The sequence below is a fragment of the Nonomuraea sp. B10E15 genome, from assembly GCF_039871615.1.
Taxonomy (GTDB): Bacteria; Actinomycetota; Actinomycetes; order Streptosporangiales; family Streptosporangiaceae; genus Nonomuraea.
Map to the genome: position 1 here is coordinate 439,142 of NZ_JBDPMB010000001.1, position 18,637 is coordinate 457,778.

The 18,637-nt window shown below is 71.6% G+C and carries 19 protein-coding genes; 15 read left to right on the forward strand and 4 right to left on the reverse strand.

Annotation, left to right across the window (positions count from 1 at the left end):
* Window positions 1-87 precede the first annotated feature (87 nt).
* A complete protein-coding gene (locus ABGB14_RS02090; protein ID WP_347641779.1) occupies window positions 88-831 on the reverse strand; it encodes a GntR family transcriptional regulator in 744 nt (247 codons plus the stop codon).
* A gap of 86 nt (window positions 832-917) precedes the next feature.
* Window positions 918-2,231 carry a hypothetical protein gene (locus tag ABGB14_RS02095; protein WP_347641780.1) on the reverse strand — a complete coding sequence of 438 codons (1,314 nt, stop codon included), beginning with the start codon at window positions 2,229-2,231 and terminating at the stop codon, window positions 918-920.
* Window positions 2,232-2,320: 89 nt separating this feature from the next.
* Here ABGB14_RS02095 and sucC point away from each other — a divergent pair, with 89 nt between their 5' ends.
* Genes sucC through ABGB14_RS02125 form a run of 6 tightly spaced genes read left to right on the forward strand, consistent with a single transcriptional unit; the run spans window position 2,321 to window position 9,212 of the window.
* Entirely contained in the window at window positions 2,321-3,451 is a 1,131-nt protein-coding gene (gene sucC, locus ABGB14_RS02100; RefSeq protein ID WP_347641781.1) for an ADP-forming succinate--CoA ligase subunit beta, read from the forward strand.
* On the forward strand, window positions 3,451-4,335 hold the full coding sequence (sucD, locus tag ABGB14_RS02105; protein ID WP_347641782.1) for a succinate--CoA ligase subunit alpha: 885 nt from the start codon (window positions 3,451-3,453) through the stop codon (window positions 4,333-4,335). Before sucC ends, sucD begins: the two co-directional genes overlap by 1 nt.
* Window positions 4,332-5,096, forward strand: coding sequence for a TIM barrel protein (locus ABGB14_RS02110; RefSeq protein ID WP_347641783.1), 765 nt, complete (start codon window positions 4,332-4,334; stop codon window positions 5,094-5,096). The genes sucD and ABGB14_RS02110 overlap by 4 nt, the downstream gene beginning before the upstream one ends.
* On the forward strand, window positions 5,093-5,953 hold the full coding sequence (locus ABGB14_RS02115) for an NAD(P)-dependent oxidoreductase (RefSeq protein WP_347641784.1): 861 nt from the start codon (window positions 5,093-5,095) through the stop codon (window positions 5,951-5,953). Before ABGB14_RS02110 ends, ABGB14_RS02115 begins: the two co-directional genes overlap by 4 nt.
* Window positions 5,954-5,967: 14 nt before the next feature.
* Complete coding sequence (gcl, locus tag ABGB14_RS02120) at window positions 5,968-7,671, forward strand: glyoxylate carboligase (protein ID WP_347641785.1); 1,704 nt, start codon at window positions 5,968-5,970, stop codon at window positions 7,669-7,671.
* Between the two features lie 11 nt (window positions 7,672-7,682).
* Window positions 7,683-9,212, forward strand: coding sequence for an aldehyde dehydrogenase family protein (locus tag ABGB14_RS02125; protein WP_347641786.1), 1,530 nt, complete (start codon window positions 7,683-7,685; stop codon window positions 9,210-9,212).
* A gap of 46 nt (window positions 9,213-9,258) precedes the next feature.
* On the opposite strand, the gene ABGB14_RS02130 is transcribed toward ABGB14_RS02125, so the two are convergent.
* Window positions 9,259-9,699, reverse strand: coding sequence for a DUF6703 family protein (locus ABGB14_RS02130; protein WP_347641787.1), 441 nt, complete (start codon window positions 9,697-9,699; stop codon window positions 9,259-9,261).
* Between the two features lie 62 nt (window positions 9,700-9,761).
* Between ABGB14_RS02130 and ABGB14_RS02135 the strand changes: the two genes are divergently transcribed.
* Window positions 9,762-10,049, forward strand: coding sequence for an antibiotic biosynthesis monooxygenase (locus tag ABGB14_RS02135; protein WP_347620091.1), 288 nt, complete (start codon window positions 9,762-9,764; stop codon window positions 10,047-10,049).
* Between the two features lie 93 nt (window positions 10,050-10,142).
* Window positions 10,143-11,528 carry a glycine--tRNA ligase gene (locus tag ABGB14_RS02140; protein ID WP_347641788.1) on the forward strand — a complete coding sequence of 462 codons (1,386 nt, stop codon included), beginning with the start codon at window positions 10,143-10,145 and terminating at the stop codon, window positions 11,526-11,528.
* A 115-nt stretch (window positions 11,529-11,643) separates the two neighbouring features.
* On the opposite strand, the gene ABGB14_RS02145 is transcribed toward ABGB14_RS02140, so the two are convergent.
* Complete coding sequence (locus ABGB14_RS02145; protein WP_347643113.1) at window positions 11,644-12,321, reverse strand: DUF4143 domain-containing protein; 678 nt, start codon at window positions 12,319-12,321, stop codon at window positions 11,644-11,646.
* A 201-nt stretch (window positions 12,322-12,522) separates the two neighbouring features.
* On the opposite strand from ABGB14_RS02145, the gene ABGB14_RS02150 reads away from it, so the two are divergent.
* From ABGB14_RS02150 to ABGB14_RS02180, 7 genes are read left to right on the forward strand one after another with little or no spacing between them, the layout of a single operon-like run.
* Window positions 12,523-12,669: a hypothetical protein gene (locus tag ABGB14_RS02150; protein ID WP_347641789.1), complete on the forward strand. Its 147-nt coding sequence runs from the start codon at window positions 12,523-12,525 to the stop codon at window positions 12,667-12,669.
* Window positions 12,666-13,676 (forward strand): AAA family ATPase, encoded by a 1,011-nt coding sequence (locus ABGB14_RS02155; RefSeq protein ID WP_347641790.1) that lies wholly within the window; start codon window positions 12,666-12,668, stop codon window positions 13,674-13,676. Before ABGB14_RS02150 ends, ABGB14_RS02155 begins: the two co-directional genes overlap by 4 nt.
* Entirely contained in the window at window positions 13,673-14,647 is a 975-nt protein-coding gene (locus tag ABGB14_RS02160; RefSeq protein WP_347641791.1) for a DUF58 domain-containing protein, read from the forward strand. The genes ABGB14_RS02155 and ABGB14_RS02160 overlap by 4 nt, the downstream gene beginning before the upstream one ends.
* Entirely contained in the window at window positions 14,644-15,585 is a 942-nt protein-coding gene (locus ABGB14_RS02165) for a VWA domain-containing protein (protein WP_347641792.1), read from the forward strand. The genes ABGB14_RS02160 and ABGB14_RS02165 overlap by 4 nt, the downstream gene beginning before the upstream one ends.
* Window positions 15,586-15,590: 5 nt before the next feature.
* Window positions 15,591-16,529, forward strand: coding sequence for a trypsin-like peptidase domain-containing protein (locus ABGB14_RS02170; RefSeq protein ID WP_347641793.1), 939 nt, complete (start codon window positions 15,591-15,593; stop codon window positions 16,527-16,529).
* 10 nt (window positions 16,530-16,539) lie between these two features.
* The gene (locus tag ABGB14_RS02175) at window positions 16,540-17,202 is read left to right on the forward strand and encodes a response regulator transcription factor (RefSeq protein WP_347641794.1); all 663 of its coding nucleotides are present in this window, start codon (window positions 16,540-16,542) and stop codon (window positions 17,200-17,202) included.
* Window positions 17,199-18,368: a HAMP domain-containing sensor histidine kinase gene (locus ABGB14_RS02180; protein WP_347641795.1), complete on the forward strand. Its 1,170-nt coding sequence runs from the start codon at window positions 17,199-17,201 to the stop codon at window positions 18,366-18,368. The genes ABGB14_RS02175 and ABGB14_RS02180 overlap by 4 nt, the downstream gene beginning before the upstream one ends.
* Window positions 18,369-18,637 lie beyond the last annotated feature (269 nt).

An 18,637-nucleotide genomic window follows, 5' to 3' on the forward strand; every position in this document is an offset into this window, starting at 1 on the left:
CGCGGGTCAGACCCGCGCGGGTTCTGGCGCGCGGTCAGCCCGCGCGGGCCTGCGCGCGGGCCACCCCGCGCGGATCTTCGCGCGCCGTCAGCTCGCGGCCGGCGTGCGCGGGCGCCGCCGCCGCACCGGCTTGGGCGCGGGCTCCACGGGCTCGTTCTCCCGCTGCTCCATGTAGGAGGCGCGGGTGTGCTCCGTGTGGTCACGCATGATCTTGGCGGCGCGGTCCTCGTCGCCCGCCTCGATGGCGTCGATCAGCGAGGTGTGCTCGTCCCACGAGGCCATGCCGCGCTGGCGGGCCACCGGCGTGTGATACCACCGCACGCGCCTGGCCACCTGGGCGGCCAGCTCCGCGAGGACCTTGTTGCCCGACAGATCGGTCACCAGGGCGTGCAGCTCGGAGTTGGTGGCGACGGCCGCGTCGACGTCGTCCGACTGCACCGCGGCGATGCCGCGGGAGCACAGCGCGCGCAGCCGTTTCACGCCGTCCTCGCCGGCGTGCACGGCGGCCAGCCGGGCCGACTCGGTCTCGAGCAGCGTGCGGACGGCCAGCAACTGGTCGGCCTCCTCAAGCGTCGGGACGTGCACGAACGCCCCCTGGCCGGGATGCAGGTCGACCCAGCCCTCGCCGCTGAGCTGCTGCAGCGCCTCGCGGACCGGCTGCCGGGACACCCCGAGCAGCTCGGCCAGCTCGCTCTCGACGAGGTGCTGGCCGGGCTTGAGCTGGCCGGAGACGATGAGCTCTTGGATAGCCTCTATCACGCTCTCCCGGAGCGTGGCGGGACGGGGAATCTTCGCGGCCGCCGTCTGACCGGCCTGATCCGACAGCAACATGGGCACGTCTCCAGGGCTGAGCTAAAAGTTTTTGGTCGACTGCCTACAGCATACCGGCCAACGATTGTCCATGGTCGTGAGTCTCATCACAGCGGTATCGTCGCGGGCAGGCCGGGGATGCGCAGGCGGGGCGCGGCCAGCGCGGGCAGCGCGGCCAGGGTGGCGGCGGTCAGCAGCGCGGCGCCCGGAGCGGTCAGGGCCGCCATGGCCAGGGCCACGGCGCCGACGCCCGCCAGCGCCTTGGCGCTGTAGATGACGGCGTGGATCTCGCCGGCGCGCTCGGTGCCGAAGAACTCGCGCACCAGGCTGGCGAGCAGCGGGTAGAAGGCGCCACCGCCCAGCCCGGCCGCGATCGCGCCGAGCCAGAGCAGGCCGGCGCTGACGGTCGCCTGCGCCGGCGAGCCGCCGACGTGCGCGCCGCCGGCGGCCAGCAGCACCTGGCCGACCGCGAGCGCGCCCAGCACGGCGGCCAGCACCCGCCTGCGGCCGAACAGCTCCGAGCAGCGCATGGCCACCGACCTGCTGGCCCCGTTCAGCGCCACCATGAGGGCCACGGCGCCCCACGTCCCCGTGCCCGCGACCACGATCACGTCGAAGACCGACACGGCGCCCGCGCAGGTCAGGATCAGGGCGAGAGCGGGCAGCGTCCGCGTGCGCAGAGCCTGGGCGAGCAGGAACTGCTTGGCCGCCTCCGGGGTGACGCGCAACCGTGCCGCGTCGAGGGCGTGCGTGCGCGGGTCGACGTCGCCGGGCCACCACAGGGCCGGGGGGAGCCGCAGGTGGCGGGCGGCCGCCCCGATGACCGCCACCGCGACGGCCGCGGCGGTGATGAAGGCGGCCTGCGTGGCGCCGGGAGCGATGCCGGCCCAGAGCAGCAGGGGCACAGCCCCGTACCCGAAGGCGCCGGTGATCAGGCCGACGCGGGCGGCGGGCCGTTCCGGGAACCAGGAGGAGACGACCTCGCCGCAGACGCCGTAGACCAGGCCCGCGCCCAGCCCGCCGAGCAGTCCGTAGCCGGTGAGAGCGGCCAGGCTCACGGAGCCCGGGGCGCCGCCCGCGAGCGCGGCGGCGGCGCCTTCGGCCGGCGGCGCCGCGACCGTGAGGGCCGCCGCGACGAGGCCGAGCCCGCTCAGCGCGGCTCCGAGCGCCAGGCTCGCGCGTACGCTGAGGCGCCCGCGCCGCACCAGGTGAAGGGCGGGCAGCGCGCCCGCCGCCTGGCAGGCGATCCAGACGGCCAGCAGGGTCAGCTCCTTCTGGGCGAGCAGCGCGGCGTAGCCGTACTGCAGCGGGCTGATCGCGGCCATGGCGGCCCAGGACAGCCAGAACATGCGCTTGCGGTCGGCGGGGACGGGCCCGGGAAGGTACGAGCGGCCACGCCAGTCTCGAACTGCATTCTCCATACTGTATGGAATATCCAGTCGACGGAGCCCTGTCGAGACCCTAGACGAGGGATATTCCATACGGTATACCGTCTACAAAGGAGGCTCGAATGGACCTGTACGAATACCAGGCGAAGGAGCTCTTCGGGCGTCACGGGATCCCGGTCCCCGCCGGCAGGGTCGCCACCACCCCCGCGCAGGCCGGCGCGATCGCGGCCGAGCTGAACGCGCCCGTTGTCATCAAGGCCCAGGTCAAGACCGGCGGACGCGGCAAGGCGGGCGGCATCAGGACCGCGGCGGGGCCGGTCACCGCGGAAGTGGAGGCCGACCGCGTCCTCGGCATGGACATCAAGGGGCACGTCGCGCGCAGCGTGCTGGTCGAGACCGCGACCGTGCCGTTCGAGGAGTACTACGCGGCCTTCCTGGTCGACCGGGCCGAGGGAGGGTTCCTGGCCATGGTGTCGAGCCAGGGCGGCATGGAGATCGAAGAGCTCGCCGCCACCGACCCCGACGCGCTGGTGAAGCTCCCCGTCGACCCGGTGTCCGGAGTGGACGCCGAGACCGCGCGGGCGCTCGCCGCCAAGGCGGGGCTGCCCGAGCAGGCGGCCGAGACGCTGGAGAAGCTGTGGCGGGTGCTGGTCGCGGAGGACGCCCTGCTGGTCGAGGTGAACCCGCTGATCTGCACCACCGACCAGCGGATCGTGGCGCTCGACGGCAAGGTGACCCTGGACGACAACTCCGCCTTCCGGCACTCCTGGGAGCAGGAGGAACACGCGGACGGCCTGGAGGCCCGCGCCCGGGCCAAGGGACTGAACTACGTCAAGCTCGACGGCGAGGTCGGCGTGATCGGCAACGGCGCCGGCCTGGTCATGAGCACGCTCGACGTGGTCGCCGGAGCGGGAGCCGCCCCCGCCAACTTCCTGGACATCGGCGGCGGCGCGTCCGCCAAGGTCATGGCCGACGGGCTGGAGATCATCCTCGACGACCCCGGCGTGCGCTCGGTGCTGGTCAACGTCTTCGGCGGCATCACCGCCTGCGACGCGGTGGCGAACGGCATCGTCACCGCACTCGAACTTCTCGGCGAACGCGGCCACGGCAGGCCCATCGTCGTACGGCTGGACGGCAACAACGCCGAGGTGGGCCGGCGCATCCTGAGCGACGCCAGGCACCCGGCCGTCCGCCAGGTCTCGACCATGGACGGCGCCGCCGAGACGGCGGCCAGACTCGCGGCAGGTGCATGATGGCGATCTTTCTGACCAAGGACAGCCGGGTGCTCGTGCAGGGCATGACGGGCGCCGAGGGCAGCAGGCACACGGCCCGCATGCTCGCCGCGGGCACCGACATCGTGGCCGGGGTGACACCCGGCAAGGGCGGGCGCTCGGTGGACTTCGGCGAGCGGACGGTGCCCGTGTTCGGCTCCGTGGGCGAGGCGATGGCCGAGACGGGGGCCGACGTCTCCGTGGTCTTCGTGCCGCCCCGGTTCACCGGCTCGGCCGTGGAGGAGGCCGTCGAGGCGGGCATCCCGCTCTGCGTGGTCATCACCGAAGGCGTCCCCGTGCACGACGCCGTACGCTTCCGCGCGCTGGCGAGCGGCCGCACCAGGATCATCGGGCCCAACTGCCCCGGCCTGATCAGCCCCGGCCAGTCCTCCGCCGGCATCATCCCCGCCGACATCACCTCCGCCGGGCGCATCGGGCTGGTCTCCAAGTCGGGCACGCTGACGTACCAGCTGATGTACGAGCTGCGCGACCTCGGCTTCTCCACCGCTGTCGGCATCGGCGGCGACCCGGTCATCGGCACCACCCACATCGACTGCCTCCAGGCGTTCGAGGAGGACCCGGGCACCGACGCCATCGTCATGATCGGCGAGATCGGCGGCGACGCCGAGGAGCGGGCCGCCGCATACATCGCCGCGAACGTCACCAAACCCGTGGTCGCCTACGTCGCCGGCTTCACCGCGCCGGAGGGCAAGACCATGGGGCACGCGGGCGCGATCGTGTCCGGCTCGTCCGGCACGGCCCAGGCCAAGAAGGAGGCCCTGGAGGCCGTCGGCGTCCGCGTCGGCCGCACCCCCTCGGAGACGGCCCGCCTCCTCCGCGCCACGCGCGAGGGAGGGTCCTCGTGAGATTCACCGTCAACCTGTCCATCCTGTTCACGGACCTGCCGCTGCTGGAGCGTCCGGCCGCGGCGGCCAAGGCGGGGTTCGACGCCGTGGAGATGTGGTGGCCGTTCGACGGCCCCGACCCCGCGGGCGCGGAACTGGCTTCGCTGCGGCAGGCCGTCGAGGACGCGGGGGTGCGCCTCACGGGGCTCAACTTCGACGCCGGGAACATGGCGGCGGGCGATCGCGGCCTGCTGGCCAGGCCCGGCGACTCGGCGAGGTTCCAGGCGAACGTCGACGTCACGGTCCGGCTGGCGGGCGAGCTGGGCTGCGGGGTGCTCAACGCCCTGTACGGCAACGGCCCCGGCACCGACAGGGACCTGGCCGTGGCGAACCTGAGGAGGGCCGCGGACGCGGCGGCGGGCATCGGCGCGACCGTGGTCGTCGAAGCCCTCAACTCCCACGAGAACCCGAACTATCCGATCACGTCGTCGCAGGCGGCGTTCGAGCTGATCGACGAGGTCGGCAGGGACAATGTGGCCTTCCTGGCCGACCTCTACCACCTGCACCGGATGGGCGAGGACGTGCTCGCGCTCATCGACGGGCACGCGGAACGCTTCGGCCACGTGCAGATCGCCGACGACCCGGGAAGGGGACGTCCGGGCAGCGGGCGCATGCCGTACCGGGAGATCTTCGCGCGGCTGGAGGCCGCCGGCTACCGCGGCCACGTCGGCCTGGAGTACCGGCACGAGGGGCCGGGCGCATTCGACTGGAGGCGCACATGAACATCGGCTTCATCGGCTTGGGGATCATGGGCAGCCCCATGGCCGCCAACCTCGTCAAGGCCGGGCACGCCGTGAGCGGGTACGACATCAGCGCCGAGCGGGTCGAGCAGCTCGCCGGGCTGGGCGGCAAGGGCGCGACCGGCGTGGTCGACGCGGTCGCCGGCGCGGACGTCGTGATCACCATGCTGCCCGACTCGCCGCAGGTGGAGGAGGTCGCGCCGCTGGTCGTCGAGTACGGCAAGCCGAACCTGCTCTACGTCGACATGAGCACCATCAAGCCGGAGACCTCCCGCCGGGTGGCGCGCCAGGCGGCGGCCGCCGGGGTACGGGCGCTGGACGCCCCGGTCAGCGGCGGCGAGCGCGGCGCGATCGACGGCACCCTGTCGATCATGGTGGGCGGCGAAGCCGAGGACGTCGCGGCGGCCGGGCCGGTGCTGGGCAGCCTCGGCACGACCGTGGTGCACGTCGGCGCCGCGGGCGCGGGCCAGACCGTCAAGGCGGCCAACCAGCTCGTCGTCGGCGGCGTGTACGGGCTCGTGTCGGAGGCCATCGTGCTGCTGGAGGCCTCGGGCGTCGACCCGGCCGCCGGCCTGGACGTGCTCGCGGCCGGCCTGGCGGGCTCCAGGATCCTCGAGCTCAAGCGCCACACCATGGTCAGGCGGGAGTTCGCCCCGGGGTTCCGCATCGACCTGCACCACAAGGACATGGGCATCGCCGTCGCCGCGGCCCGCGAGGCCGGGGTCAGCCTGCCGCTCACCGGGCAGGTCGCCCAGCTCATGGCGGCGGCCAGGGCGCAGGGCCACGGCTCGCTCGACCACTCCGCCCTGCTCAAAGTGATCGAAAGGCTGAACGGGTGAATCGAATTCCGTGCATGGAGGCCGTGGTCGCGGTGCTGGAGTCGGAGGGTGTGGACACCGTCTTCGGCATCCCCGGCGCGGCCATCCTGCCGCTCTACGCGGCGCTCCAGAACAGCTCGATCCGGCACATCACGGTACGCCACGAGGAGGGCGGCACCCACGCGGCCGACGGCTGGGCCAGGGTGACGGGGAACGCCGGCGTCTGCATCGGCACGTCCGGCCCCGCCGGCACCAACATGATCACCGGTCTCTACACGGCGATGGCCGACTCGATCCCGATGATCTGCGTCACCGGCCAGGCCGCCACGTCGAAGCTGCATCAGGAGGCGTTCCAGGCGGTCGACATCGTGGAGATCGCCCGTCCGGTGACCAAGTGGGCGGTGCAGCTCAAGGAGCCCGCCCAGGCGCCGTGGGTGTTCCGCGAGGCGTTCAGGATCGCCAGGTCGGGCCGGCCGGGGCCGGTGCTCATCGACCTGCCGATCGACGTCCAGCGCGGCACCTGCCTGTACGACCGCGACGTGGACGCGCCGCTGCCCGTCGAGGCGCCGCGCCCGCTGCCGAAGGCCGTGCGCAAGGCCATGGACCTCCTGGCGGAGGCCAGGCGACCCGTCATCCTGGCCGGCGGCGGCGTGATCATCGCCGACGCCTGCGGCGAGCTGCGCGCGCTGGCCGAGCACCTCCAGGTGCCGGTGCAGGTGACGCTCATGGGCAAGGGCGCCTTCCCCGAGGACCACCCGCTGTTCGCCGGGATGCCGGGCATCCAGACGCAGACGCGGTGGGGCAACGCCGCGTTCCTGGACAGCGACCTGGTGCTGGCCGTCGGCGCCCGCTTCGGCGACCGGCACACCGGCGACCTCGACGTCTACCGCCGGGGACGCAAGTTCGTGCACGTCGACATCGAGCCCATGCAGATCGGCCGGGTCTTCGAGCCCGACCTGGGGATCGTCGGCCACGCCAAGCCGGTGCTCGCCGACCTGCTGGCAGAGGCGCGCGGGCGGAGCGGGCCGAAGGAGCCGGGCAAGTGGGTGCGCAAGGTGTCCGACCTGCGCCGTACGATGCCCCGCCGCGACGACTTCGACGACGTGCCGATCAAGCCGCCCAGGGTGTTCAAGGAGATCAACGAGTATTTCGGCAGGGACACCACGTTCGTCACCGCCATCGGGCTCTACCAGATCTGGTCGGGCCAGTTCCAGACGACCTACCTGCCGCGGCGCTACCTGGTCTGCGGGCAGGCGGGGCCGCTGGGCTGGGAGGTGCCCGCGGCCATGGGCGTCAAGTGCGCGCATCCCGAGCGGCAGGTGGTGGCCGTGGTCGGCGACTACTCCTTCCAGTTCCTGATGGAGGAGGTCGCGGTTGCCGCCCAGTACCGCATCCCGTTCGTCATCGTGATGATCAACAACGAGTACCTCGGGCTCATCCGGCAGGCGGAGATCCCGTACGACATGAACTTCGCCGTGGACCTGCACTACGGGGAAGGCGGTATCGACCATGTCAAGGCCATGGAGGCGTTCGGCTGCCCGGCGCGCCGCGTGGAGCTGCCGGGTGACCTGCCCGGCGCGCTGGCGTGGGCGTCGGCCGAGTCGGCGCGCGAGCGGCTGCCGGTGCTGGTGGAGGTGATGGTCGAACGCGAGGCCAACGCCGCCATGGGTCCCTCGCTCGACGCGGTCAAGGAGTTCGAGCCGCTGCCCGAGCTCATCACCGCCGACTGGTCCGACTGAGAGGAGCGCTCATGCAGCTCAAGCCGGGTACGGCCTGGCGGGACGCCTACGACCGATGCCACACGGCGGCTCCCGAGGCCTTCCACGACGACCGCGTGCTGAACCACTGGGGTGGCATGTGGCGCCGCGACGGGCGCCCCGTGCCGGGGTTCTCGCCGCTGGACGGCACGGCCATCGCCGGGCTGCCCCGGCTCGACCGGGCCGGGGCCGCGCGGGCGGTGGCCGGCGCCGTCGAGGAGCACAACCGGTGGCGGTACCTGCCGATGGCCGAGCGCAAGGCGATGGTCGCGGCGGCCGTGGAGTCCATGGCCGCCCACCGCGACCTGCTGGCCCTGCTGCTGGTCTGGGAGATCGGCAAGCCGTGGAAGACGGCCTGCGCCGACGTGGACCGCTGCCTGGACGGCGTGCGCTGGTACCTCGACGAGATCGACCGCATGGTCGCGGGACGCACGCCGCTGCCCGGCCCGGTCAGCAACATCGCGAGCTGGAACTATCCGATGAGCGTGCTCATGCACGCCATGCTGGTGCAGGCGCTGGCCGGCAACGCGGTGATCGCCAAGACGCCCACGGACGGCGGTTTGTGCTGCCTCACGCTGGCCTGCGCGCTGGCCGTGCGGGAAGGGCTGCCGTTCACGCTGGTCAGCGGGGGAGGGGCCGAGCTGTCGCCGGTGCTGGTGGCCGGGCGCGCGCTGGGCTGCGTGTCGTTCGTGGGCGGCAGGGACGCGGGGGCCAAGGTGGCGACCTCGCTGGCCGACCTCGGGCGCCGGCACGTGCTGGAGCAGGAGGGGCTGAACTGCTGGGGGGTGTGGGAGTACGGTGACTGGGACCTGCTCACGAGGCAGATCCGGGCGTCGTTCGACTACGCCAAGCAGCGGTGCACGGCCTATCCGCGGTTCGTGGTGCAGCGGTCGGCGTTCCCCGAGTTCCTGGGGGCGTACCTGTCGGCCGTGGGGTCGCTGCGCTTCGGCCATCCGCTCGCGGTGGCCGAGCCGGACGACCCGCTGCCGGAGCTGGCCTTCGGCCCGCTGATCAACGCCTCGAAGGCCAAGGAGCTGGCCGACCAGGTGGACGAGGCCGTGGCGCGGGGCGGCGTGCCGGTCCACCGCGCGGCCATCGAGTCCGGACATTTCCTGCCGGGGCAGGATATTTCGGCGTACTTCGCTCCGACCGCGATCCTCAACCCGCCCCCGTCCTCACCCCTGCACCACGCCGAGCCGTTCGGCCCCGTCGACACGATCGTCCTGGTGGACACGGAGGCCGAGCTGCTGGCCGCCATGAACGCCAGCAACGGCGCCCTCGTCGCCACCCTCTCCTGCGGCGAGGAGGAGACCTTCCACCGCCTCGCGCCCCAGGTGCGGGCGTTCAAGGTGGGCCACAACAGACCCCGCTCGCGCGGCGACCGCGAGGAACTGTTCGGCGGGCTCGGCGCGTCGTGGCGCGGCGCGTTCGTCGGGGGCGAGCTGCTGGTGCGCGCCGCCACGAGCGGCCCCGACGGCGAACGCCTGCCGGGCAACTTCCCGCACTACACGCTCCTGCCCTGAGGCGATCCCTCACGAAGGCCACCCAGCAGGCGCCTCAGCGGGTCACTCAGAAGGCGCCGAAGCGGGTCGCCGCGAGCAGGACGAGAAACGTCAGCATGGCGACCCGCAGCAGCTTCCCGCCGGCCCCCAGAGAAGGCCACGACAGATAGGCCAGCCACCCGATGAACGCGATCACGGGCAGGACGGCGACGCCGCCCAGCGGATTGGCCACGGCGAACCCGGCCAGCAGCAGGACCACCAGCACCACCGGCGCCACCCACCGGGGCACCTGCGTGAACAGGAACGTCATCGGCACGGCGCTGCGCTGCTCGACGGACTTGCGCAGGCCGGTCGCGCCCGGCGTGAAGAACTGCTCGCCCTGCGGGAGCGGGCGCTTGCCGCTGCGCCGGTCCCGGGGCCGGTCGCCGGGCCGGTCGTTGCGCCGGTCGCCGCGCTTGCTGCCGGGCTTGCTGTCGTGCCTGCCGCCGGGCTTGCTGTCAGGGGCCACGGGAAGAGCCTACGCGTGTCGCGCGGGCGCGGTGTTCCTGAAGGGGCCTCTAGGCTGGTCGCGTGCTCGCCGTGATCCGATACTCCGTTCCAGAGTCCCAGTCACAAGACTTCGTCAAACAGGGCCACGCCATCCTCGACCTGCTCGCCACCCAGCCGGGCTATCAGCGCGGCCGGCTGGCCCGCTCGGTCGACGAGCCCAACCTGTGGGCCCTGGTCAGCGAGTGGGAGGGCGCCGGTTTCTACCGCAGAGCGCTCTCCGCCGCCCGGATGGCGATGTATCCACTGATGATTCTCATGGTCAACGAACCCAGCGCATATGAGGACGTCCACGTCCGGGACGGTGCGTAACAATACTCGCGCGCGAGAGCGTTCGAGAGTCCCCTAAGCTGGGATCTCACCAATTTCACTCGCCGACCTCCAGCCGGAAAGAGATTCATCGACATGGCACGACGCACCGACGTCATGGACACCATCGTCAGCCTCGCCAAGCGCCGCGGGCTCGTCTACCCGTCGAGCGAGATCTACGGCGGACTGCGCGCGTCGTGGGACTACGGTCCACTGGGCGTCGAGCTGAAGAACAACGTCAAGCGGCAGTGGTGGCTGTCGATGGTCCAGTCGCGCGACGACGTGGTGGGCCTCGACTCCTGCGTCATCCTGGCGCCCGAGGTGTGGCGGGCCAGCGGCCACGTCGACACCTTCACCGACCCGCTGACGGAGTGCCTGTCCTGCCACAAGCGTTTCAGGGCCGACCACCTCGTCGAGGCATATGAGGAGAAGAACGGCAAGGCGCCCGAGGGCGGTCTGGTCGACATCACCTGCTCCAACTGCGGCAACAAGGGCACCTTCACCGAGCCCCGGCAGTTCAGCGGCCTGCTCAAGACCTACCTCGGTCCGGTCGAGGACGAGTCGGGCCTGGCCTGGCTGCGCCCCGAGACCGCGCAGGGCATCTTCATCAACTACCTCAACGTGCAGCAGTCGGCGCGCAAGAAGATCCCGTTCGGCATCGGCCAGATCGGCAAGTCGTTCCGCAACGAGATCACGCCGGGCAACTTCATCTTCCGCACCCGCGAGTTCGAGCAGATGGAGATGGAGTTCTTCGTCAAGCCCGGCACCGACGAGGAGTGGCACCAATACTGGATCGACGAGCGCTTCCGGTGGTATTCCGACCTCGGCATCAACAAGGACAACCTGCGCCTCTACGAGCACCCGCAGGAGAAGCTGTCCCACTACGCCAAGCGCACCGTCGACGTCGAATACCGCTTCAACTTCGTCGGCTCCGAGTGGGGTGAGCTCGAGGGCATCGCCAACCGCACCGACTTCGACCTCACCGCCCACGGCAAGGCGTCCGGCGCCGACCTCAGCTTCTTCGAGCAGGACAGCGGGGAGCGCTACGTCCCCTACGTCATCGAGCCGGCCGCCGGTGTCGACCGCGCCACGCTGACGTTCCTGATCGACGCCTACACCGAGGACGAAGCGCCCAACGCCAAGGGCGTCATGGAGAAGCGCACGGTCATGCGGCTCGACCACCGGCTCGCCCCGGTCAAGGCCGCGGTGCTGCCGCTCTCGCGCAACGCCGACCTGTCGCCGAAGGCGCGCGACCTGGCCGCGCAGCTGCGCCGCCGGTGGAACGTCGAGTTCGACGACGCGGGCGCGATCGGCCGCCGCTACCGCCGCCAGGACGAGATCGGCACGCCGTTCTGCATCACCGTCGACTTCGACACCCTCGAGGACAACGCGGTGACGATCCGCGAGCGTGACTCCATGGCCCAGGAGCGCATCTCCATCGACGGCGTCGACGCCTACCTGCGCCAGCACCTCAACGACTGATCTCGCCGCTTCCGTCAGGGCCGCCCGCCGCCGTCCGGTGGGCGGCCCTCGGCGTTCCCGCACGAGTGGTCGAACGGTTGGTGGGCGCGGCATTTGCTGATCTTTGGATGGGCGCCTACCACGAGGTCGGCAACGGGGTCCACAGCCGATCGGCGGGCATCACGAAAAGCCTGTCGTCGTGTCTGAAGGACTGCCGGCCGAGATTGATCAGGACCCCTCCTACGAAGGTGGCGCCAAGCCGGTCTCTGAGCAGGCGGAGACCGCGGAAGTCGGCTTCTTCGACCGAAGATTTCGCCTTGACTTCGACACCGATGACCTCGCCTTCACCTGACTCGATGACCAGGTCCACCTCTAGCTGGTCACGGGTGCGGAAGTGGTTGAACTCCACCACCGACTCGGCCCAGCCCGCTTGCTTGAGCAACTCGTTGACCACGAAGGTCTCCACCACCTTGCCGAACCCGGTCAGCGTGGCCGGGTCGCGTCTATTCAACTTGCGCTGGCTGATGCCGAGCAGATGTGCGGCCAGCCCGCTGTCAACCAGGTGAATCTTTGGTGATCTGCCTGCTTTGCTGCTCAGGGTGCGACCATAGGAGTCGAGCCGATGTGCCAGGAAAACCGACTCCAGCAGCGTGATGTAGTCGCCGACCAGTCGCTGATCGACCCCCACGTGCTGCGCGATGTCCGCGGCATTGACGACGCTTGCCGTGCGCGCCGCGAGATGGCGCAGGATGAGTGGCAGAACGTGGCGCTGCCTGACCTTCCTGATCTCCAGCACGTCCCGGTCGATCACCATGTCCACGAAATCCCTGAACCGTGTCAGCGGTGTCCCTGGAGGCTTCGGCTGGATCGCGGTGTCTGTGTCGCGTTGAGGAGGCGGGGCGGAGACACTGGAGACCGAAAAATCGTATAAAGACGGGAGTTACGCGGGCTTTCGCGATTGCCTGATGACATGCCCTCTAAGCCGATAAAGGCCATACGAGGGACGAGGGTCATCATGCGTACATCACGTTTCGCTCTTGTGCTGCTCGCCGCGGGCGCGGCGCTCATGACGGGGAGCGCCGCGTTCGCCGAACCTGAGCCGACCGCGCTGGAGCTGCGGCTGGTCGTGGACGACTGCCCCGACAAGGTCGTGCAGCCATGACCGACCCGGCGCTGCTCGAACGGGCGCTGTTCGAGGTCAAGCGGGTGATCGTCGGCCAGGACCACATGGTCGAGCGGTTGATCGTGGCGGTCGTCGCCAAGGGGCACTGCCTGCTCGAAGGCGTGCCGGGCATCGCCAAGACGCTGGCCGCCGAGACCACGGCGAGCGTGGTCGGGGGGACGTTCGCCCGCATCCAGTTCACGCCGGACCTGGTGCCGTCCGACATCATCGGCACGCGGATCTACCGGCCGTCGACCGAGTCGTTCGACATCGAGCTCGGTCCCGTCATGGTCAACCTGCTGCTCGCCGACGAGATCAACCGGGCGCCCGCCAAGGTGCAGTCGGCCCTGCTGGAGATCATGGCCGAGCGGCAGGTCAGCATCGGCGGCGTCACCCACGAGGTGCCCAGGCCGTTCCTGGTGCTGGCCACCCAGAACCCCATCGAGTCCGAAGGCGTCTACCACCTGCCCGAGGCGCAGCGCGACCGGTTCCTCATGAAGATCGACGTGGGCTATCCCAGCGAATCGGAGGAGCTGGCGATCGTCTACCGCATGAGCGTGGACCCGCCCGCGCCGCACGCCGTCCTCGACCCGGCCCAGGTCCTCGCGCTCCAGCGGCGGGCCGAGGAGGTCTTCGTGCACCACGCCGTCGCCGAGTACGCCGTCCGCCTCGTCTACGCCACCCGCGACCCCGACCGGTACGGGGTGCAGGACGTGCGGCGGCTGCTGGCGTTCGGGGCCAGCCCCAGGGCCACGCTCGGCCTGCTGTCGGCCGCCCGGGCGCTGGCGCTCCTGCGCGGGCGCGACTACGTGCTGCCGGAGGACGTACGCGACCTGGCGCACGACGTGATGGCGCACCGGCTGGTGCTCTCCTTCGACGCGCTGGCCGACGGGGTCGCGCCCCGGCAGATCGTGGACCGGGTGCTGGCCGCCGTGCCGCTGCCCCTCATCGCGCCCCAACAGGAGGCGATGCAGCAGGAAACGGTGCGACAGGACGCGGTGGCATGAAGCCGTACCTGATCGCGGAGCCCGCGCTGCGCAGGCTCGAGCTGACGATCACCAGGAGGCTGGATGGACTGCTCCAGGGCGAACACCTCGGGCTGGTGCCAGGTCCCGGGAGCGAGCCCGCGGAGTCGCGGCCGTACCAGCCGGGGGACGACGTGCGGCGGATGGACTGGAACGTCACCGCCCGCACGAACGAGCCCCACGTGCGGGATCTGGTCGCCGACCGCGAGCTGGAGATCTGGGCCCTGCTCGACGCCACCGCGAGCATGGACTTCGGGACCGCCGCGCTGGAGAAGCGGGAGCTCGCCCTGGCCGCGCTGGCGGCGGTCGGCTTCCTCACGCAGCGGACCGGCAACCGGATCGGCGCCCACCTGCTGCACGGCGGCGGCGTCAGGACGCTGCCCGCCAGGACGGGCAGGCCACACCTGATGGCGCTGCTGCAGGCGGCGTTCGCGCTGCCGCGGACCCCGCCCGGCGTGGCCGAGCCGCTGCTCGGCGTGGCGGCCGAACAGCTCAGCCGGGCCGTACGGCGGCGCGGTCTCGTCGTGGTCGTGTCCGACTACCTGGACGAGCCGCAGACCTGGGAGCCGCCGCTGCGCAGGCTGGCCGCCCGGCACCAGGTGCTGGCCGTGGAGGTGGTCGACCCGCGCGAGCTGACGCTGCCGGACGTGGGGCTCCTCACGCTGATCGACCCGGAGACGGGGCGGCGGCGGGAGGTCGCCACCGGCAACGCCCGGCTGCGCCGCCGGTACGCGGAGGCGGCTGCCGGGCAGCGCGACGCCATCACGCGGGCGCTGCGCCGGGCCGGCGCGACCCACCTGCGGCTGCGTACGGACCGGGACTGGGTGCGGGACCTGGTCCAGCACGTCGTACGGCAGCGCCGCCTGGCGGCCCTGGCCCCGAGCCCGATGTTGCCCGTCCGGGGAGCCGTCCGGGGTGGCGGCACGCCTGGCACAGGAGGTGATGTGGCGTGAGCCTGATCTCGCCCGTCTGGTTGCTGCTGCTCGTCCCCGTGGCGCTGCTCGCCGTCGCCTACGTGCTCGTGTCGCTGCGCCGCAGCGCGTACGCCGTCCGGTTCACCAACCTCGACTTGCTCGACAAGGTGGCTCCGAGGAGCCCCGGGTGGCGCAGGCACCTGCCGGCGGCGGCGCTGCTGCTCATGTTCGCGCTGGTGGTCGTGGGCTTCGCCAGGCCGACGGCCGAGGTGCGGGTGCCGAGGGAACGGGCCACGATCATGGTGGCGTTCGACGTGTCGGCGTCCATGAGCGCCACCGACGTCAGCCCCGACCGGTTCTCCGCGGCCCGGCAGGCGGCCAGGCAGTTCGTGGAAGGGCTGCCCGAGCGGTTCAACCTGGGCCTGGTGTCGTTCTCGTCGTCGGCCTCCGTGGCGGTGCCGCCGACCACGGACCGGCAGGCGGTGCTGAACGCGCTCGGCCGGCTGAGCACGGCGTCGGGCACCGCCATCGGCGAGGCCGTCTACTCCTCGCTGGAGGCCATCGCCTCGCTCGACTCGGAGGAGGAAGCGCCGCCCGCGCACATCGTGTTGCTGTCGGACGGCTCCAACACGACCGGCCGCACGCTGAACGACGCGGCGGCCGAGGCGTCCTCGAAGGGCGTCCCGGTCACCACCATCGCCTACGGCACCGCGGGCGGCACCATCAGCCTCTCCGGCCAGGAGGTCCCGGTGCCGGTGGACGGTCCCGCGCTGCGCGGGCTGGCCGAGGCGGCGGGAGGCGGGTTCTACGAGGCGGCCAGCGGCAGCGAACTGCAGGCGGTCTACGAGGACATCGGCACGTCGGTCGGCTACCGCACCGAGCAGCAGGAGGTATGGCAGTGGTTCGTGGCGGCGGGACTGATCTTCGGGCTGATCGCGGCGGTGACGTCGATGATGTGGTTCTCGAGGCTGCCGTGAGAGGCATGGGCCGGCCGAGCGGGCCGGATTTCCGTACGGTGCCGCCCGGTGCCCGCCGCGACCCCGCCCAGGGGCCGCCTCCCGTGCCCGGGACGGTGCCGCCGCCCATGCTCGCCCTCCCACCTCCGGCGCAGCCGCCGCCCGTACCGGGACCGCCGTCCCCCGCGCCACCGCCGCCCGCGCAGGGTTCGCGGCCCGCGCGGGCGGCGGTGCGGAGAGGACGCCTGCTGGTGGTCGCCGCGCTCGTCGCGGCGGTCGCCGGCGGGGCGGCGGGAGCGGCGGGGGCCAGGCTCTCCGGGGTGTCCGAGCCGGCCCCCGCCGCGGCCCTGCCGAGGGTCGCGCCCGCGCCGTCGTCCGGCCTGACCGGGCTGAGCGCGACGGCGGCGCGGGTGCTGCCCAGCGTGGTCTCCGTGGAGGCCGGCAGCCGGGGCGGGTCCGGCTTCGTGGTGGACGGGCGCGGCCACATCCTCACCAACGCGCACGTGGTCAGTGACGGCGGCCTGGCGACCGTGGTGCTGAACGACGGCCGCAGGCTGAGCGCCCGCGTGCTCGGCGCGGACGACGACGAGGATCTGGCCGTGCTGGCGGTCGACCACCCCGGCGACCTGCCCCCCGCCACCCTCGGCCGGTCGTCCGACCTGTCCGTCGGCGACCAGGTGCTGGCCATCGGCTCGCCGCTGGGTCTTTCCGGCACGGTCACCGCGGGCATCGTCAGCGCCCTGGACCGGGAGGTGCGGCTGGGCGGGGCGCGGCGCACGGCCGTGCAGACGGACGCGTCCATCAACCCGGGCAACTCGGGTGGGCCGCTGGTGAACGACAGGGGCGAGGTCGTGGGGGTGAACACCGCCATCGCCGCCGGCCGAGGGGGCGGGAACATCGGCATCGGCTTCGCCATCCCCATCGACCGTGCCGCGCCCGTCGCGGAACGCATCATGCGAAATTAGGGTCACAAGCATGCGACTGCTGGTGGTGGAGGACGAGGAGGACCTGGTCGACGCGTTGCGGGTGGGCCTCGCCCGCGCGGGCTACGCGGTGGACGTGGCCTATGACGCGCCGTCCGCGCACGAGAAGCTGCAGGTCAACGCGTACGACCTGGTCCTGCTCGACCTGAACCTGCCCGGCGGCGACGGCTTCCAGCTCTGCCGCACCGTGCGCGCGGCCGGCCAGGGCGTGCGGATCATCATGGTGACCGCGCGCGACCGGCTCGACGACCGCGTCCGCGGGCTCGACGAGGGGGCGGACGACTACCTGGTCAAGCCGTTCGCGTTCCCCGAGCTGCTGGCCCGGGTGCGGGCGCTGCTGCGCAGGGAGAGCGGCGGCACCTCCGTGCTCGAGGTGGGCGGGCTGCGCATCGACACGGCCAGGCTGGAGGTGTCGCTGGACGGCAGGTCGCTGGCGCTCACCCCCAAGGAATACGGCGTGCTGCACTACCTGATGACCAGGCCGGGTCACGTGGTGTCCAGCGAGGAGCTGCTGGAGCACGTCTGGGACGAGCACGCCGACCCGTTCACCAACACCGTGCGCGTCACGGTCGGCAACCTGCGGCGCAAGCTCCAGGAGGACGGCCTGATCGAGACGGTGATCAGCCGGGGCTACCGGCTCAAGGAGCCGACATGATCTACACCATCCGCTTCCGGCTCACCGTGCTCTACTCGAGCCTGCTGTTCGTGCTGGCCGCGCTCGTGCTCGGCGGCATCTATTTCGCCGTCTCCAAATCCACCGAACAGCGCCCCTACACCACCGAGTACGCCAAGGCCTACCTGGGCAACCAGTATCTGGGCAAGCGCGAGGTCGTCGTCGTCGCGGAGGTCGAGAACGCGGTCAACGTCAAGACGCTGGCCACGCTGCGCGACTATTCGCTCGTCACGCTGGTCGGCCTCTATGTCGCCAGCCTGGGCATCGGCTGGGTGCTGGCCGGGCGCGTGCTGCGTCCCGTCAGGTCGATCACCCGCACCACGGAGGAGATCCAGGCCACGGACCTGGCCCGGCGCATCAGGCTGGACGGGCCGCGCGACGAGCTCAAGGACCTGGCCGACACCATCGACACCATGCTCGACCGGCTGGAGGAGGCGTTCAGCGCGCAGCGCCAGCTCATCGACGACGCCTCGCACGAGCTGCGCAGCCCGCTGACGATCATCCGGGCGAACGTGGACGCCGTGTTGTCCGCCCCCGACGCCAGCGACGAGGAGCGCGCCAGGGCCGTGGCCATCGTGGACCGCGCGACCACCCGCATGACACGGCTCGTCGAGGACCTGCTCGCCAGCGCCAGGCGCCAGGGCACCGCGTTCGCCGACGCCGATCTCGACCTGGCCAGGGTGGCGGCCGAGGCGTGCGAGGAACACGCCACCCCGGCCGCTGCCCGGCACGTGCGGATCACCCGCGACCTGGGCTCCGGCCTGGACATGACCGGCGACTCCGACGCGCTGCGGCGGGCCGTGGCCAACCTGCTGTCCAACGCCGTGCGCCTCTCGCCGCCCGGCGCCACGATCCGCGTGGTGGCGGGCCGCGCGGAGGACTGGCTGTGGGTGGCGGTCCGCGACGACGGGCCCGGGCTGGGGGAGGCGGACCAGCAGCGGGTCTTCGACCGCTTCTGGCGGGGCGAGGCCAGCCGCCGCGACCGCCACACAGGGCTCGGCCTGGCCATCGTGCGCCAGATCGTGGAGTCGCACGGAGGGCGGGTGGCGGTGTACTCGCAGCTGGGGGAGGGTGCGACGTTCGTGCTCTGGCTGCCGCCGCGTGACGGGGCGCCGGGCTCGCCGCCGGAGGACAATCCGCTCGCCTAGCGTCGTACGGAGGCGCCTCCGCCGGTGGGCGGGGGCGCCTCAGGCATGCGTGGGGAGAGGGCCCCGGATGGCGTGATCGCTGACCGAGATCCGGGCCCGCCTGGCCGTTCTCCTTTCCCAAGAATTGGTTTAAACCAATTGGTCTAATCCAATTTCCTGACGTGCGGTCGTATAATTGGATTAGACCTGTCCACAGGTGTTCACCTGCATAAATGTTGTCTTAGGGAAGGGGTGAAGTTTCGTCATCAATTTCGCCGGTAGAGTCCGGT